10 protein-coding genes and 3 pseudogenes are annotated in these 16,917 nt (G+C 61.0%); 9 read left to right on the forward strand and 4 right to left on the reverse strand.

The window, feature by feature from the left end:
- Positions 1-1,122 precede the first annotated feature (1,122 nt).
- A complete protein-coding gene (locus tag KIP88_RS40600; protein WP_214493738.1) occupies positions 1,123-1,353 on the forward strand; it encodes a hypothetical protein in 231 nt (76 codons plus the stop codon).
- A gap of 1,855 nt (positions 1,354-3,208) precedes the next feature.
- On the forward strand, positions 3,209-3,331 hold the full coding sequence (locus KIP88_RS47990; RefSeq protein WP_283848570.1) for a hypothetical protein: 123 nt from the start codon (positions 3,209-3,211) through the stop codon (positions 3,329-3,331).
- A 26-nt stretch (positions 3,332-3,357) separates the two neighbouring features.
- Here KIP88_RS47990 and KIP88_RS40605 read toward each other — a convergent pair whose 3' ends face one another.
- Positions 3,358-3,600 (reverse strand): hypothetical protein, encoded by a 243-nt coding sequence (locus KIP88_RS40605; protein ID WP_214493739.1) that lies wholly within the window; start codon positions 3,598-3,600, stop codon positions 3,358-3,360.
- A 1,181-nt stretch (positions 3,601-4,781) separates the two neighbouring features.
- Between KIP88_RS40605 and KIP88_RS40610 the strand changes: the two genes are divergently transcribed.
- The 4 genes and pseudogenes from KIP88_RS40610 to KIP88_RS40625 all read left to right on the forward strand — a co-directional run.
- Positions 4,782-4,976 (forward strand): 4Fe-4S dicluster domain-containing protein, encoded by a 195-nt coding sequence (locus KIP88_RS40610; RefSeq protein WP_214493740.1) that lies wholly within the window; start codon positions 4,782-4,784, stop codon positions 4,974-4,976.
- Positions 4,977-5,175: 199 nt separating this feature from the next.
- A pseudogene (gene sufB, locus KIP88_RS40615) lies at positions 5,176-6,670 on the forward strand (Fe-S cluster assembly protein SufB).
- Between the two features lie 125 nt (positions 6,671-6,795).
- The gene (gene sufC / locus KIP88_RS40620; protein ID WP_214493741.1) at positions 6,796-7,548 is read left to right on the forward strand and encodes a Fe-S cluster assembly ATPase SufC; all 753 of its coding nucleotides are present in this window, start codon (positions 6,796-6,798) and stop codon (positions 7,546-7,548) included.
- 65 nt (positions 7,549-7,613) lie between these two features.
- Positions 7,614-8,120, forward strand: a pseudogene (locus tag KIP88_RS40625) (Fe-S cluster assembly protein SufD); the annotation flags it as partial.
- A gap of 260 nt (positions 8,121-8,380) precedes the next feature.
- On the opposite strand, the gene KIP88_RS47175 reads toward KIP88_RS40625, so the two are convergent.
- The 3 genes and pseudogenes from KIP88_RS47175 to KIP88_RS40635 all read right to left on the reverse strand — a co-directional run bounded on the left by KIP88_RS47175 (position 8,381) and on the right by KIP88_RS40635 (position 11,196).
- Entirely contained in the window at positions 8,381-8,569 is a 189-nt protein-coding gene (locus KIP88_RS47175; protein WP_249791394.1) for a hypothetical protein, read from the reverse strand.
- Complete coding sequence (locus tag KIP88_RS47180) at positions 8,557-8,850, reverse strand: hypothetical protein (protein WP_249791395.1); 294 nt, start codon at positions 8,848-8,850, stop codon at positions 8,557-8,559. The genes KIP88_RS47175 and KIP88_RS47180 overlap by 13 nt, the downstream gene beginning before the upstream one ends.
- A gap of 37 nt (positions 8,851-8,887) precedes the next feature.
- Positions 8,888-11,196, reverse strand: a pseudogene (locus KIP88_RS40635) (NADP-dependent malic enzyme).
- A 726-nt stretch (positions 11,197-11,922) separates the two neighbouring features.
- Between KIP88_RS40635 and nifD the strand changes: the two are divergent.
- The 3 genes from nifD (at position 11,923) to nifE (ending at position 16,818) form a co-directional block, all read left to right on the forward strand.
- Positions 11,923-13,425, forward strand: coding sequence for a nitrogenase molybdenum-iron protein alpha chain (gene nifD / locus KIP88_RS40640; protein WP_214493744.1), 1,503 nt, complete (start codon positions 11,923-11,925; stop codon positions 13,423-13,425).
- 70 nt (positions 13,426-13,495) lie between these two features.
- Entirely contained in the window at positions 13,496-15,055 is a 1,560-nt protein-coding gene (gene nifK / locus KIP88_RS40645) for a nitrogenase molybdenum-iron protein subunit beta (RefSeq protein WP_214493745.1), read from the forward strand.
- 98 nt (positions 15,056-15,153) lie between these two features.
- Positions 15,154-16,818 carry a nitrogenase iron-molybdenum cofactor biosynthesis protein NifE gene (gene nifE, locus KIP88_RS40650; RefSeq protein WP_214493746.1) on the forward strand — a complete coding sequence of 555 codons (1,665 nt, stop codon included), beginning with the start codon at positions 15,154-15,156 and terminating at the stop codon, positions 16,816-16,818.
- Positions 16,819-16,917: the final 99 nt, after the last annotated feature.

Consider the following 16,917-nt stretch of genomic DNA (forward strand, 5'->3'; position numbering starts at 1 on the left):
GTTCGGGCTCGGGCAGGCCCAGGCGCGGCTACAGCCAGGCGTTTGGGGAGGACGTGGCGCTTATTCGCGAAGCCAAGCGAGCAGCCCGCGACAAAGGCGTACCCGAGCGTTGCGTCACGAACGCGCGAACTGATGTACAAGATCTAAGCATCTGGCTTCGCTAGAACAATAGGGCTCCAATAGCGGGCCGGCTTGACCACGATTCCCTTGTGGCCGATATGCGGGACTATATCACCAATGGTGGTGGTCCCCGGAGTGTCGTGTCGTCGGTGAACAAGTTCCTGCCCGGGACACTCCCGACGCTATACGACCTACTCGGTCGAGCCCCTCGCGCCCTAGATCCCTATCCCCTAGATGCCCGCCTGATCAACGAGGCGTTGTTGCACGCCGCGCGCGACGTTGGAGCCTCGACTGGTGAGCAGAGGAGGTCTATTCGCTCAGTGACTGGCTGAAAGAGAATAGGGGGAGCCTCGTTGGCCGGCTCAACAGCAGTCAGCGGCAGCAGGACGCGTTTCAGGAAGACGTTATGGTGTTCAGGGGATCGGGTCGAAATCGAACACTAATGGACGCGGATTTGGCGATCCTTCGGAACTACAAACGGTCGAGGCGGGACCAGGCGCTGGGGTTGCAAGGCCGCGAGCAATCGGGTTTGCCCGCAATGGAGGGCGATCAGGACCCTTCTGTCGGGGCTCCGTTGTCAGACATCTATGGCGGTCTTGAGCCACTGGTTCACCTGAATGCGCCCACACCGTACGATTTGCGCGACGATGCTCACCCTGCGCCCGCGCTGGACTTCGCCGAACCGTCTGTCAGGGCTCCGTCGCCAGACATCCACGGCGGTCTTGAGTCACTGGTTGATTTGAATGCGCGCACAGCGCACGAGTTGCGTGACGATGCCGACTCTGCCCCGCCCTGGACGCCGCCAAACCGGCCGTAAGTCGTCCGGAATCGTCCCACCCGGTAAGCGGTTCAGAGGCATATCACGCAGCGACCTGATTTCTGTTTCGCCGTTCCTGCAGGACTTTCCCACGGCACCTACCAGCTGCCGGACGCGGGCAGGGGAGGGCAATTGGTCGGCGTAAAGGCCAGCCGCGAGCTAGCCGACATTTTGGTTCGACATGGATGGCAATCGCACTGAGAGGCTTCGAGATTTGCAAGAGCGGGTTAATCGGCGCGAATGCGAGAGTGACTGCGTCGCTGATCAATGAACGCGGCAGAAGCGACGCTGATAGTGCGATCTTCTATCGCCAGCGCTCGCCTTCGCATATTATTGATGACGAGCTTTGGAATCGCTGCCGGCAGGAAAATGATCTGGACTTTAAGGCCGCGAACCCAAAACGAAAGCGATCCTGACGACCCCAGGAAATCACACCATCGCTGTTGCGGGACCGATTACCGGGGCGAATCCGCCTTCGGCCGCCAGTGAAGCAGTTCAAGTGCGCGGGCGATACGCAAGATATCGCGCGCAGGTCACCACCCTTCACATCCGTAGCAGCTACGACAGGATTCCTGCATTGTCCGCACCGCGACACGCGCCAAGATAGTTGGATCCGATTCCCCCCCTGCGGCCAGAGTTAAGACCTTCTCGGCAAGGCATGCCTTCAACGAAGACGTCCGCCTCGCTTCGGGCACCATCCGGACAGCATGCTCCAAAACACCTCTCAACTCAGCACATACTTTATTTTGCGCGGATTTTGCAGGCGTCATGATGCTACTCCACAAAATAGAACCTGTTCATGCGGGCTCCGGCCTACCCAGCCAGTGTTTCCAAAAAAAACATAGAACTCGGCACCCGATGGCCCCTTCCGTCGAGTGAGTGTGGCAGTCGGGTTTGGGACGGTCACACCGACGAATACAGGAGATATGATGAGGTCATGTGACTGTTCGACGAAGGAATCACTGCGGCTCGCTGGGATGTAGTGCCACTCGATCTGCCGGTGCTGCGACCAGCCGTTGCCATGCTGGTGAGCTCGGTGCCGCGGGGGACGATCATCGCTGGACAAACGTGGAATGCAATCACAGCGTTGAGCTCGCGCGCGACCCGCAAGACTGGCGACGAACGTATCAACGATAAGCAAGACGTTCGCGCGTGAAGTCATCGACGATGGCCAGGATGCGGAAGCCAGAATAGATCTCAACTTCTAATTGGTCGAGAGCGTCCAGGCCCTCATCGCGCTCTTGGGGAGCTCAGTTCATTTAGCGGAAGACCGAAGCGCTCTGGCACCCCGGGGGCGGCGCGTAGCCGGCCAAGGAATGGCTTCAATGCTCTTTCGATGGCGTCCCGATCAGCCAACAGCTTTACCTTCGTCCACCACCAGATCGTCTCGTCCATGTCGACATCCAGTCCAGAGAAGAATTCGATGCGCTGGCTGCCTCCGCGTCGCTCAACGCGCGAAGTTTTCGCCACAGTCAGTTCCCTTGCCGCTCACCACAGTGCCAGCCCAAAATCCACTCGGTATCGCACTCGCACTACGGTTCATCCGAAGATGTTTTGAACGATGCCTCCTTTTTTCAGACGAGAAGCGCGTAATCCTATCGTCATGGCCTTTGGATATGTATGGTCAATTCTCCCCGGCGCTTCGCGAGGTAACGCTTATCCTGCATCGACTGTATCTGGACGACATGCTGGCGGCGCTGAAGCAGCTGGACGAGATGAACGGCCCGCCGCCACGCGGGAGATTGGCCACGCGGCGGCCTCGTTTCAGCAGGCCTGACTGCACTGCTGCTGACGAGCCGCAGCGTTCTATCGACAGACACGCTGCGATGAGGTGGCATCGATCGATGCAAGCCTCGCGCACACCGAATCATTCGCGATCGAGCCGCGAGGCAAATGTACTGCCCCTTGCTGAAGAATGGCACGATTGGTCAGTAGTTCCAAACTAAGTAGGCATCCGGGATGACTTCGATTGATGATAGCTTAAGTGAGATCAAATCCGTGCGGAACGACATTTGGCGTTGTCGTAGATTGCTTCAAACCGAGCTGCCTGATGCGGAGCGAAAAGTCGTTGAGAAGCGCCTGCTTGAACAGCGTTCCGCCTTTGAACGGCTCTTAGCAACCACATTTCCTTTGACGTTGAGGCTCTGTGGTCAATTCGGAGCCTGTGCCGCCCGGCCGCGGCTGTCGATGCCAGTCCATTGCGCCAACCGGCCGCGCGGATCGATCTCCAAGAGCTTGACACCGGAACGAACATCGCTGCCGTGACGGGAGATGCCGCGCAGCACACCGTCCCGCGAGGCCACCACCGGCACGCCGGAGATGGCCGATTACGAGATCCTTGTAGATCCGCGTGCCGATTTCGACTGGCGCCCGCCAACGGCCGGCGAAGTTTGAGTAGACAAAGCGTTTCCGCGCCTAGATCACCAGCCGGTTCGCAATGGCGTCGGCAGCATCGGTCCATCCGTCTCCGTCGACGATGCCGATCCTGCCCGGTCGGGTTTCGTATGCGACATGGAGACGAGGACCTGTCCCCGCCTACTGCAGTCGGCGCGAACCGCTTTAAGCATCTGCATGGCATCATGGACGCGCTCACCGACGACATCTTCCATCTGCGCGGTGTCGGCAAACAGCGCGTCATGAAAGGCCATCTTGCGCCGGATCACAGGCGGGCGTGCAGCACGCGCTTTCTGTCCGAAAGCAAACCCTCGGCTTGTCTCAAATCCGCCAATCTGTTGCGAACGCGACGTTGCGCAAAAGTCCGAGGGCTATCGCGTCGCTTACGCTGGCCTAAAACCTTGCAGGAAATAAGCATATAAGGGCCAATGTTTTTTGCGATCGCCGCACATCCGCACTCGGCGCTTTCAAAGATGCGCGCATCGTTCACTTCGCAATGGTGCAACGGTTGCGGGCAGATCGGGTGCTGGACGATCGATCGATTCCGACGGCCGCCCTCTAGCAATCATAGCCAATCTGGTCGGCCAACCGTGAAGCTGCATTGCCTGCTCGCGCGCGACTGCGGGCAATTGTTGGCGCCGCGCTCGGGGCTACAGAAGAGGCTGTCAGAGCTGAAGCCCACCCGCGACGGCAAGAAGGTCCATTTCAAGCGTCATCAGCACCGTCACTGCGGCCTGATCGAGAAGATCGCGGTCGTTGCCAAGTCCAACACGATCGTACTGTTGCGGGGCGTTCCGCGACCGGCAAGGAACTGGTCGCCACGCGTGCACGAGCTGTCGCCCCCGCTGCCTGAGACGGTGCTGGATCGGAATTGTCCGCCCAAGAGAAGAGGTCTTCATCGGAGCGCTGAACTCGCTCAAGGAATATCGAATGGCTGACATGGCAACGCCGTTTCTCGACGAGATCGGTGAGATCTCGCCACTCTTCCAGAAGCTGCTCTGTCTCCTGCAGGAGGCAGGGATTCCAGCGCGTCGGCGACAAGAGACTATCAAGGTCGCCGTACTGTCACTGATGCCATTAACCGCAATCTCCAAAGGCGGTGGCGCGAACCAAGTTCCGCGCAGACCTCTACCATGGCATCAGCGTCGGGGAGCGGAGCGAAAATTACCGACCGCGACACCGTTATCGCGGGCACGGAGAAGTCGGGCTGGGCGCGGGCGGAAGGCGATTCGCCTCCTCGGGTTAACCCCATGCCAGACCAGCTACGCGCTCAAGAAGTACGGCATTCATATCAGGCGCCTGTGAGCCGAGTGTCGTGGTCGCGACACGCTGCTGGCCCAGGACACGCGCGAGACAGGAAAATAGCCGAGATAAATCAAAGCTCGGCGTTTGGCACGAGCCTTGAAAGAAAGAAGCCGTCCCGCGTCGCCTGCCCAAGGAATCGGAGTTTATGGCTTACAAGATAATCGCCTCCCAGTGCACCGTCTGCGGCGCGTGTGAGTTCGAATGCCCCAACGCAGCAATCGACCTCAAGAACGACATCTATGTAATCGATCCGAAGAAGTGCACCCAATGCGAGGGTCATTTTGACGCGCCGCAATGCGCTGTTGTCTGCCCGGTGCCCGACACATGCGTGCAGGCATAGAAGAGCGGCCGATGAGTGGGGCCGTGACGCGCAGCAAGATTGAGACTCTCTCGGCGGCGGTAACTTCTATGATCGGTCGCCCGATTGGCCTGATCGCCGGCCTCGAACTGCGTGCGGCTTGCGCAATCGCCTATGCATCGAAGCAGGCACGGTGCAGCCCTCGTCGGAAATGGGCGGAGTTGTCCTTGCGGAGCGGGCAATGGTAGCCGTACGGGAGACGGTCGACCGGGTGCGCCGCATCGACGTCGACCAGTATCGATATGGATTCGAGACGGTCATTGAATCGGAAAAGGCCCCAAGGGTCTGTCGGAAGACACCGTCCGCTTCATTTCCGCGAAGAAGAACGAGCCGGCCTGGATGCTGGAATGGCGGTTGGAGGCCTATCGCCGCTGGCTGACCATGACCGAGCCGACCTGGGCGCGCGTCAACTACCCCAAGATCGACTACCAGGACATTCACTACTACGCGGCGCCGAAGCCGAAGAAGACGCTGTCCTCGATCGACGAATCGATCCTGAAATCCTCAAGACCTACGAGAAGCTCGGCATCCCCCTGCGTGAAGTCGCCATTCTCGAAGGTGTCGAGCCCCCCGCCCGGCGGCGAGCCGGCGGCCAATCGCAAGATCGCGGTCGACGCGGTGTTCGACTCGGTTTCGGTCGCGACCACGTTCCAGAAGGAGCTGAAGGCCGCCGGCGTGATCTTCATGCCGATCTCGGAGGCGATTCGCGAGCACCCCGATCTGGTGAAGCAGTATCTCGGATCGGTCGTGCCGACCTCGGACAACTACTTCGCGACGCTGAACTCGGCGGCGTTCTCCGACGGCTCGTTCGTCTACGTGCCGCCGGGCGTGCACTGCCCGATGGAGCTGTCGACCTACTTCCGCATCAACGAGCGCAATACCGGCCAGTTCGAGCGCACGCTGATCATCGCCGACAAGGGCTCCTACGTCAGCTATCTCGAAGGCTGCACCGCACCGCAGCGCGATGAGAACCAGTTGCATGCCGCCGTGGTCGAACTCGTCGCGCTCGACGACGCCGAGATCAAATATTCGACGGTGCAGAACTGGTACCCGGCAATTCCGAAGGAAATGGCGGCATCTACCATTTCGTCACCAAGCGGGGCGACTGCCGCGGCAATAATTCAAAGATCTCCTGGACCCAGGTAGAAACCGGTTCGGCGATCACTTGGAAATATCCGAGCTGCATCCTGCGCGGCGACAATTCACGCGGCGAATTCTACTCGATCGCGATCTCGAACGGTCACCAGCAGGTCGATTCTGGCACCAAGATGATCCATCTCGGCAAGAACACGACCAGCCGGATCATCTCCAAGGGCATCGCCGCCGGCGTCTCGCAGAATACCTATCGCGGCCTCGTCACCGCGCATCGGAAGGCGACCGGCGCGCGCAACTTCACCGCCTGCGACTCGCTCCTGATCGGCGACAAATGCGGCGCGCACACCGCGCCTTACGTCGAGGCGAAGAACTTGTCCGCGACCTTCGAGCATGAAGCGACGACGTCAAAGATCTCCGAGGACGTGCTGTTCTATTGCACCCAGCGCGGCCTCAGCCAGGAGGAAGCCGTCGGCCTCGTGGTCAACGGCTTTGTGAAGGACGTGCTGCAGCAACTGACCATGGAGTTCGCGGTTGAGGCGCAGAAGCTGATCTCGATCTCGCTCGAAGGATCGGTTGGATAGTGACCTCATCTTGAGGAGGCCCCGCAGCGGCCGTCTCGAAGGATGAGAGGAAAGATTGTGGCCACGTCCTTCGAGACGCGCCTGCCGGCGCTCTTCAGGACGAGGGGTGAAAACGGAAAAATAATATGTCATTGCTTGAAGTGAAAGATCTGAAAGTCCGTGTCGAGGATCGCGAAATTCTCCACGGGCTGACGCTCACCGTGAATCCGGGCGAAGTGCACGCAATCATGGGACCGAACGGTTCCGGCAAATCGACGCTGTCGCACGTCATCGCGGGCAAGCCGGGCTATGAAGTCACCGATGGCCAGATCCTGTTCCGGGGCGAAGACCTCCTGGAGATGGAGCCGGACGAGCGCGCCGCCAAGGGCGTGTTCCTGGCGTTCCAGTATCCGGTCGAAATCCCTGGCGTCGCCACCATGAACTTCCTGCGCACCGCGCTGAACGCTCAGCGCAAGGCGCGTGGCGAGAGCGAGTTCTCGACGCCCGACTTTCTCAAGAAGGTGCGCGAAGTCGCAAAGTCGCTCAACATCCCGCAGGACATGCTCAAGCGCGGCGTCAATGCCGGCTTTTCCGGCGGCGAGAAGAAGCGCAACGAGATCTTGCAGATGGCGCTGTTCGAGCCTGCCGTCTGCATCCTCGATGAAATGGATTCCGGCCTCGATATCGACGCGCTCAGGATAGCGGCCGATGGCGTCAATGCGCTGCGCTCGCCGCATCGGGCGATGATCGTCATCACCCACTATCAGCGACTCCTGGACTACATCGTGCCTGACGTTGGGCACGTGATGTCGAAAGGGCGCGTCGTGAAGAGCGGCGACCAGCAGCTCGCGCTGGAACTCGAGGCCGCCGGGTACGCCCAGTTCGAGGACGTGGCCTAAGCGCGTAAGGAGCTTTCGATGAACCTGGTTCTGGCAAAGCCCATACCGGACGTGCGGTCGGCAATGTGTTTGCCAATGCCCACAGCCGGCTGCCCGGCGCGGGCGCTGTCGCGGAGGCGCGCGCCAAGGCGTTCGAGGCCTATGAGCGCGCAGGCCTGCCGCATCGGCATATCGAGGAATGGAAGTACACGGACCTGCGTGCGCTGGTGCGCGAGGTGGCGCCGCTTGCGGCCGCGCCCGATGCCGCCGCGCTGGCGCGGGCGAAAGCCGCGGTCGCGCAGACGGCGATCGAAGGCGCGACGAAGCTGGTGCTGGTCGATGGGGTGTTCGCGCGCGATCTCTCCGACGTCGCCGAGCTGGGCCACGGCGTCGAGGTGCGCACGCTGCGTGAAGTTCTGGAGAATCCGGCCAACGAGGAGCGAGGCGACCTGCTGCTGACCGCGACGACGGATGCGGTGACCTCGCTCAATGCCGCGATGGTGACCGACGGCGTGATCATCACGGTCGCCGACGGCGCCGTGCTGTCCCGGCCGATCCAAATCGTCCATGTCGTAGCCACATCGTCGGCATCGTTTCCGAAGGCGGGCCGCCGTTCACCGTGACGCTGCTTGATGCGCTGATCGAGCCGTCCACCTCAAGCGCCCCGCATGTGTGGTCTCAGGGCAACAATGGCGCGAGAGGGACAAAGATCTGGGATAGATGCTGCAACGCTGTGCAGCAGGGGGCTCGCCTTCAAATTTGATCTGAGCACGGGAGCGCCCCAAACGGGCGCGGTGGCCTGCCGATCCTCAATCGCCATTTGCCTGTCGGGCTAAACCAAGAGCTGGCGGGACTACACGTCCCCGTAGGCCGCCTCGACATTCTTCCCGCGGCCATCGCCTGCGATCATGAACAGCGCGCCGATGATCGCGAGGTTCTTCAAGGCATCGACCAGCACCTGGGCGTTGCCGGGCGCCGGCTGATTCCAGAAGTCGTAGAAATAGTAAGTCGAGATCCCGACATAGAAGACTAAAAGAAACACAAGCGCGCACCAAAGTTCAACGCGATCATCAGCCCCGCGATGAATGCGAACGCGCAGACCACAATGCGAGCGCCTTGGGGATTGAAAAATTTGATCGCGATGAATCGGCGGTCTGCTGTATGCCCAACAGCTTCGTCGCCCCCGTGTAGATGAACAGGACGGCGAACAGAACTCGCCCGGAGGTAACGAACGCTGGCATCGTCGACCTCACTGCAGTGCGGATGCGCGAAGAGCGGACCGAGCAGCGGAACGATTGTGGTCGTTCCGCTCTCCGCGATCAAATCGAATCCGTCTGCGCGCGGAAGGCGACGCCTTCAATTAGCCGAACAAGGTTGGTTGCGCGCGCCGGCGCGCTCCTGGGCCTCGACCGCGGCGACCGCCGTCATGTTGAGGACGCCGCGCGCGGTCACCCCGGGCGTGAGGATATGCGCCGGCCGCGCCGGACCGATCAGGATCGGCCCCACGGGAAGCGCATCCGCCAGGACCTTGATCGTCTGATAGGCGATGTTGGCCGCATCCAGCGTCGGCATGATCAGGATGTTGGCCTCGCCTTCCAACCTCGATTGCGGCAGCACCATCCGTCGTGCAGCGGCCGACAGCGCGGTGTCGCCCTGCATCTCGCCGTCGGCCTCAAGCTCCGGGTGCTTCTCTTTCAGAAGCTGGGTGGCGCGGCGCATCTTGCGCGAGGAATCGGTGTCATGGCTGCCGAAGTCGGAATGCGACACGAACGCGACCTTCGGCTTGAAGTTGAAGCGCTGGACGTGGAGCGCCGCCAGCGACGCCATTTCCGCCAGTTCCTCCGCGCTTGGGCTGGGCCGCACCTGCGTATCGGCGATGAAATAGGAGCCCTTGCTGGTGATCATCAGCGCCAGCGCCGCATAATCGCTGACCCCCGGCAAGAAGCCGATGATCTCGCGCACATGGCGCAGATGGCTCATGTACCGCCCCTCGACGCCGCACAGCATGGCGTCGGCTTCCCCGCGCACCACCGCGAGCGCCGCGATCACCGTGTTGTAGGTGCGCACCACCGTGCGCGCCACATCCGGCGTGACGCCGCTGCGCCCCGCAACGTCGATATAGGACTGCACGTAGGAGCGATAGCGCGGATCGTCCTCGGGATTGACAAGGTCAAAATCCCTGCCCGCCTTGATCGACAGGCCAAACCGCTTGATGCGGGTTTCCACCACCGACGGCCGCCCCACCAGGATCGGTCGCGCCAGCTTCTCCTCGAGCACCACTTGCGTGGCGCGCAGCACGCGCTCGTCCTCGCCCTCGGCGTAGATGACGCGCACCGGCTGCGTCTTGGCCTTGGCGAACATCGGCTTCATGACGAGGCCGGAGCGGAACGCAAACCGCTCGAGCAGCGCGCGATATTCGTCGAAATTCTTGATCGGCCGCGTCGCGACGCCGGAGTCCATCGCAGCCTTCGCCACCGCCGGCGCGATGCGCAGGATCAGGCGCGGGTCGAACGGGCTCGGGATCAGCGATCCCGACCCAAAGCCCTGCGTCTCGCCGGTGTCGAAACCGGGCGGCACCGCGTCCGACGGCGGATCGCGCGCAAGCTGCGCGATTGCATCGACCGCCGCATACTTCATCTCCTCGTTGATCGCGGTGGCGCCGACGTCGAGCGCGCCGCGGAAGATAAACGGAAAGCACAGGACGTTATTGACCTGGTTCGGGAAGTCCGAACGTCCCGTGCAGATCATCGCGTCGGGACGGGCTTTGCGGGCCTCGTCCGGCATGATCTCCGGCACAGGGTTGGCGAGCGCCATCACCAGCGGCTTGTCGGCCATCTGCTTGACCATTTCCGGTTTCAGCACGTTCGGCGCTGACAACCCCAAGAAGACATCCGCACCGGGGATGACATCCGCGAGCACCCGCGCATCAGTGTTCTGCGCATAGACAGCCTTCCAGGGGTCCATCGAGGTGTTGCGGCCTTCATGGACGACGCCATCGATGTCGCAGACCGAGATGTTCTTGCGCTGCGCCCCCATCGACACCAGCAGGTTGAGACAGGCGATCGCGGCCGCGCCGGCGCCGGAGCAGACGATCTTCACTTCGGGCAGCTTCTTGCCGTTGAGAAGCAGCGCGTTGACGATCGCAGCGCCCACGATGATCGCGGTGCCGTGCTGGTCGTCATGAAAGACCGGGATCTTCATCCGCTCCTTCAGCTGCGCCTCGATTTCAAAGCATTCCGGTCCGCGGATATCTTCGAGATTGATGCCCCCGAAAGTCGGTTCCAGCGCCGCCACGGTGTCGACCACGCGCTCGATAGTGTCGGCCTTGATCTCGATGTCGAACACGTCGATGCCGGCGAACTTCTTGAAAAGCACCGCCTTGCCCTCCATCACCGGCTTGGACGCCAGCGGGCCGATGTTGCCGAGGCCGAGCACGGCGCTGCCGTTACTGACGACGGCGACCAAATTGCCACGCGCCGTCAGCGAGGCGGCCTCAGCGGGGTCTTTGGCGATTTCGGTGCAGGCGGCGGCAACGCCGGGCGAATAGGCGAGCGCAAGGTCGCGCTGGTTGACGAGCGGCTTGATCGCCTGAATTTCGAGCTTACCGGGTCGTGGCAGCCGGTGATAAGCCAGCGCCGCCGAAAAGAGATCTTCAGAATGGGATGACATGCTACTCTCGCGTTTCCTGACCCGAAGCTTCTAATTCTGTGCTAGTCTAACCGGGGTCGGTTGTCCGGTAGATGGAGCCGGAGGTGAAGCACGCCCGGCAGCCTGGATGCAACATCGGATCGCACCCCATCAACAGCCCCTAGTGCGTTAAGGCGCATCAGCTAGGGCGGCCTGGGCGTCGACGCGCATGCAGAAGACCATAGAGCGGAAATCGTACGAGCGCTGTGGCTTGAGGTGCTCAAGGCACTCGAGCAACGCCTGCGGATCGGCCGCGACGATCTCTCTGGCTGGCTGGCCGGGATCAGGATGGCGACGAGGCCAGGCGCAATGTGCGCACCACCGTCGCCAACGAGGTGAGCAGCGGTCGGGCTTCGCGACGATGGTGAGCCAGACTGGCTGACGCAGCCTTGCAGCTGGGTCGCCTCGTCACGTGCGATTTCCGGCAGCGGGCCCGCCAAGTATCGCAATGTTCTCGCGGCCTTGTGGGGCAATGCGGTGCAATATTACGCGCGCCCTCCCTTGTTTTATTTCGAACAGGATCAAACGAGCGCGTCTGTGGACACGCTCAATGTCGGGTTTGCAACAACGGTCCGGTTACCCGCGCGAACGTGGCTATCTACTTTCAACTGCGCTGATTTTTGCGCTTACGCCTCGGCTGGCACAGTCGTTGCAAAACTCTTGGCCGAGAGCCGCCGTCGCAACAGGAAACCCTTGAAGGATATCAGCATGAGTCTAGCCCCGACCCAGAGCATCGCAGAAATCAAAGCCCGCAACAAAGAGCTGATTCAGGAGGTGCTGAAGGTCTATCCGGAGAAGAGCGCAAAACGGCGCGCCAAGCACCTCAATGTTCACGAGGTCGGCAAGTCGGACTGCGGAGTCAAGTCCAACCTCAAATCCATCCCCGGCGTGATGACGATCCGCGGTTGCGCCTACGCGGGCTCCAAAGGTGTGGTCTGGGGACCGATCAAGGACATGATCCATATCAGCCATGGTCCGGTCGGCTGTGGACAGTACTCGTGGGGCTCGCGGCGTAACTATTACGTCGGCACGACAGGCATCGATAGTTTCGTGACCTTGCAGTTCACATCCGACTTCCAGGAAAAGGATATCGTGTTCGGCGGCGACAAGAAGCTCGTCAAAGTCATTGACGAGATCCAGGAGCTGTTCCCGCTCAACAACGGCATCACCATCCAATCGGAATGCCCGATCGGCCTGATCGGCGACGACATCGAGGCGGTCTCCAGGGCGAAGTCGAAGGAATATGGGGGCAAGACCATCGTGCCGGTCCGCTGCGAGGGTTTCCGCGGCGTGTCACAATCGCTCGGTCACCATATTGCCAACGACGCGGTGCGCGATTGGGTGTTCGACAAGGTCACGCCCGAGAGCAAGCCGACGTTCGAGCCGACGCCCTATGATGTCGCGATCATCGGCGACTACAATATCGGCGGCGACGCGTGGTCATCCCGAATCCTGCTGGAGGAAATGGGCCTGCGCGTTATCGCGCAGTGGTCCGGCGACGGTTCCCTGGCCGAGCTCGAGGCAACGCCAAAGGCGAAGCTTAACGTGCTGCATTGCTACCGCTCGATGAACTACATCTCGCGGCACATGGAGGAGAAGTTTGGCATTCCCTGGTGCGAATACAACTTCTTCGGGCCCTCTAAGATCGTGGAGTCGCTCCGCAAGATCGCCGGCTATTTCGACGACAAGATCAAGGAGGGTGCCGAGCGGGTGATTGCAAAATATCAGCCGCTGGTGGACGCGGTGATCGCTAAGTATCGCCCGCGCCTGGAAGGCAAGAGCGTGATGCTGTTCGTTGGCGGACTGCGTCCGCGCCACGTGATCGGCGCTTATGAAGATCTCGGCATGGAGGTCGTCGGCACCGGCTACGAGTTCGGCCACAATGATGACTACCAACGCACCGCCCAGCACTACGTCAAGGATGGCACGTTGATCTACGACGACGTTACCGGCTACGAGTTCGAACGCTTCGTCGAGAAGGTCCAGCCTGACCTGGTCGGCTCGGGCATCAAGGAAAAATATGTCTTCCAGAAGATGGGCGTGCCGTTCCGCCAAATGCACTCCTGGGACTATTCGGGTCCGTATCATGGATATGATGGATTTGCGATCTTCGCGCGCGACATGGACATGGCCATCAACTCACCGATCTGGAAGAAGACCAAGGCGCCGTGGAAGGACGTCCCGAAGCCGAAGCTGTTGGCTGCCGAATAACTCGAGTGGCTCGGCTCTCTGCTGAGAGCCGGAGCCGACATTAATCACGATTTTCGAAGGGATCCTACCAATGGCGCAGAGTGCAGAACACGTGCTCGATCATTTCGAGCTGTTCCGCGGTCCGGAATACCAGCAGATGCTGGCCAACAAGAAGAAGATGTTCGAGAATCCCCGCGATGCCGCGGAGGTCGAACGCATTAGGGAATGGGCGAAGACGCCCGAATATCGCGAAAAGAATTTTGCGCGGGAAGCGCTGACGGTAAACCCAGCCAAGGCCTGCCAGCCGCTGGGCGCGGTGTTCGCCTCGGTTGGCTTCGAGGCCACGCTGCCCTTCGTGCACGGCTCCCAAGGCTGCGTGGCCTATTATCGCAGCCATCTGTCGCGGCACTTCAAGGAGCCAAGCTCCTGCGTCTCCTCGTCGATGACGGAGGACGCTGCGGTATTCGGCGGGCTGAACAACATGATCGATGGGCTCGCCAACAGCTATAATATGTATAAGCCCAAGATGATCGCGGTCTCCACCACCTGTATGGCGGAGGTGATCGGAGACGACCTCAATGCCTTTATCAAAACGTCCAAGGAAAAAGGCTCGGTGCCAGCTGATTTCGATGTGCCGTTTGCGCACACGCCAGCCTTCGTGGGCAGCCACGTCACCGGGTACGACAATGCGCTCAAGGGCATCCTCGAGCATTTCTGGGACGGCAAGGCGGGGACAGCCGCGAAACTCGAGCGCGCGCCCAACAAGAAGATCAACCTCATCGGCGGCTTTGACGGCTACACCGTCGGCAACATCCGCGAGATCAAGCGCATCTTCGAATTGATGGGCATCCAGTACACCATTCTTGCCGATAATTCCGATGTGTTCGATACACCGACCGACGGCGAGTTCCGGATGTATGACGGCGGCACGACTCTGAAAGACGCCGCGAACGCGGTTCACGCTAAGGCAACGATCTCCATGCAGCAGTGGTGCACGGAAAAGACGCTGCCGTTCATCGCCGCCCATGGCCAGGAGGTGGTGGCGTTCAATTATCCGGTGGGCGTGTCCGCAACGGATGAGTTTCTCATGGCGCTGTCGCGCATCAGTGGCAAGGACATTCCGGAGGGACTGGCACGAGAACGCGGCCGCTTGGTCGACGCGATGGCCGACTCCAGCGCGCATATCCACGGCAAGAAGTTCGCGATCTATGGCGATCCAGACCTCTGCTATGGGTTGGCTGCCTTCCTGCTCGAGCTTGGCGCCGAGCCGATCCATGTGCTGTCCACGAACGGCAACAAGGCCTGGGAGAAGAAAATGCAGGCGTTGTTTGGGAGCTCGCCGTTTGGGCAGAACTGCCATGCCTATCCGGCGCGAGACCTCTGGCATATGCGCTCGCTCTTGTTCACCGAGCCTGTCGACTTCCTGATTGGTAACACCTATGGCAAGTATCTGGAGCGCGACACGGGTACGCCGCTGATCCGGATCGGTTTCCCAATCTTCGATCGGCATCACCATCACCGCTCTCCGGTGTGGGGCTATCAGGGGGGCATGAACGTGCTGGTGAAGATTCTCGACAAGATCTTCGACGAGATCGACAAGAAGACCAACATTGCCGGCAAGACCGACTATAGCTTCGACATCATTCGTTGATGACGAACGGCGCGCGCCATCGCCGGCAAACGTCGGCGGTGGCCTAAGCGCACGATGGACTGATCTTCGCGAACAAGCTCGGTTGAGAGGAGAGACGGATGAGTTCGCTATCGGCCACGATCCAGGAGATGTTCAACGAGCCGGGCTGCGCCAAGAACGCCAACAAGTCGGATGCCGAGCGCAAGAAGGGCTGCACCAAGCAGCTGCAGCCGGGCGGCGCCGCAGGCGGCTGCGCCTTCGACGGCGCCAAAATTGCGCTGCAGCCTTTTACCGACGTCGCCCATCTGGTGCACGGTCCGATCGCCTGCGAGGGTAATTCCTGGGACAACCGCGGTGCGGCTTCGTCTGGCGCCAGCATCTGGCGGACCGGCTTCACCACTGACATGAACGAAACCGATATAGTATTTGGGGGCGAGAAGCGTCTCTACAAGGCAATCAAAGAGATCATCAACAAGTACAACCCGTCGGCCATCTTCGTCTATCAGACCTGCGTTCCCGCCATGATCGGCGACGACATCAATGCGGTTTGCAAGGCGGCTTCGCAAAAGCTCGGCAAGCCGGTCATTCCCGTAAATTCGCCGGGCTTCGTCGGCCCCAAGAACCTAGGCAACAAGCTCGCCGGCGAGGCCTTGCTCGAGCACGTCATCGGCACGCAAGAGCCGGACTACACCACGCCCTACGACATCAACCTGATTGGCGAATACAACCTCTCCGGCGAGCTTTGGCAGGTCAAGCCGCTGCTTGACGAGCTCGGTATCCGCATCCTCTCCTGCATCTCGGGGGACGGCAAATATCGCGAAGTCGCCTCTTCGCACCGGGCGCGCGCTGCCATGATGGTATGTTCGAAGGCGATGATCAATGTCGCGCGCAAGATGGAGGAGCGTTACGGCATCCCGTTTTTCGAAGGGTCGTTCTATGGCATCCAGGATTCTAGCGATTCGCTGCGCGAAATCGCCCGGCTGTTAGTCGAGCGCGGCGCGCCTTCCGAACTGATCGAGCGCACCGAGGCGGTGATCGCACGCGAGGAGGCGCGCGCCTGGGCCGCGATCGAACGGTACAAGCCGCGGTTTGCGGGTAAGAGGGCACTTCTGATCACCGGCGGCGTCAAGTCCTGGTCCGTGGTGGCGGCGCTGCAGGAGGCAGGGCTCGAGCTGGTCGGCACCAGCGTCAAAAAATCCACCAAGGAGGACAAGGAGCGCATCAAGGAGCTGATGGGGCAGGATGCCCACATGATCGAGGACATGACGCCGCGCGAGATATACAAAATGCTCAAGGACGCGAAAGCGGATATCATGCTCTCGGGTGGCAAATCGCAGTTCGTTGCGCTGAAAGCGGCGATGCCCTGGCTCGACATCAACCAGGAGCGCTGCCACGCTTATATGGGCTACGTCGGTATGGTGAAGCTGGTCGAGGAGATCGACAGAGCGCTGTTCAACCCGATGTGGGAGCAGCTGCGTCGACCAGTGCCGTGGGAGGAGGTGGCCAAGAATCGGCAGACTAAGGGGATGGCGCAGATGGACGCGCAGGCCGCCGAGGTTGCCGCCGATCCGGAGACGACCCGGCGCGCGAAAAAGGTCTGCTTCTGCAAGGAAGTCGATCTCGGCACCCTCGAGGACGCAATCCGCTCGCATGGCCTGACCAGCGTCGAGGCAGTTAGGCAGCACACCAACGCGTTCGGTGGCTGCTGTAAGAGGCGTATCGAGGACATCCTGGCCACCATGCCGGTGTCCTCGCCGCCTGCCATGCTGCAAGCCGCGGAATAGGACGGCGTCATGGCCATCGTCACCACGCCGAAGAAGGCCTGCGCGGTCAACCCGCTGAAGATGAGTCAGCCGATCGGCGGCGCATTCGCCTTCATGGGG

Source organism: Bradyrhizobium sp. SRL28, assembly GCF_018596315.1.
GTDB lineage: Bacteria > Pseudomonadota > Alphaproteobacteria > Rhizobiales > Xanthobacteraceae > Bradyrhizobium.

Bases quoted from the DNA above. Each gene is read 5' to 3' on its own strand.
- nifD (WP_214493744.1), top strand. From the start codon at position 11,923: ATGAGTCTAGCCCCGACCCAGAGCATCGCAGAAATCAAAGCCCGCAAC.
- nifE (WP_214493746.1), top strand. From the start codon at position 15,154: ATGAGTTCGCTATCGGCCACGATCCAGGAGATGTTCAACGAGCCGGGC.
- KIP88_RS40600 (WP_214493738.1), top strand. From the start codon at position 1,123: ATGGCAATCGCACTGAGAGGCTTCGAGATTTGCAAGAGCGGGTTAATC.
- KIP88_RS40610 (WP_214493740.1), top strand. From the start codon at position 4,782: ATGGCTTACAAGATAATCGCCTCCCAGTGCACCGTCTGCGGCGCGTGT.
- sufC (WP_214493741.1), top strand. From the start codon at position 6,796: ATGTCATTGCTTGAAGTGAAAGATCTGAAAGTCCGTGTCGAGGATCGC.
- nifK (WP_214493745.1), top strand. From the start codon at position 13,496: ATGGCGCAGAGTGCAGAACACGTGCTCGATCATTTCGAGCTGTTCCGC.
- KIP88_RS47990 (WP_283848570.1), top strand. From the start codon at position 3,209: ATGCCGCGCAGCACACCGTCCCGCGAGGCCACCACCGGCACGCCGGAG.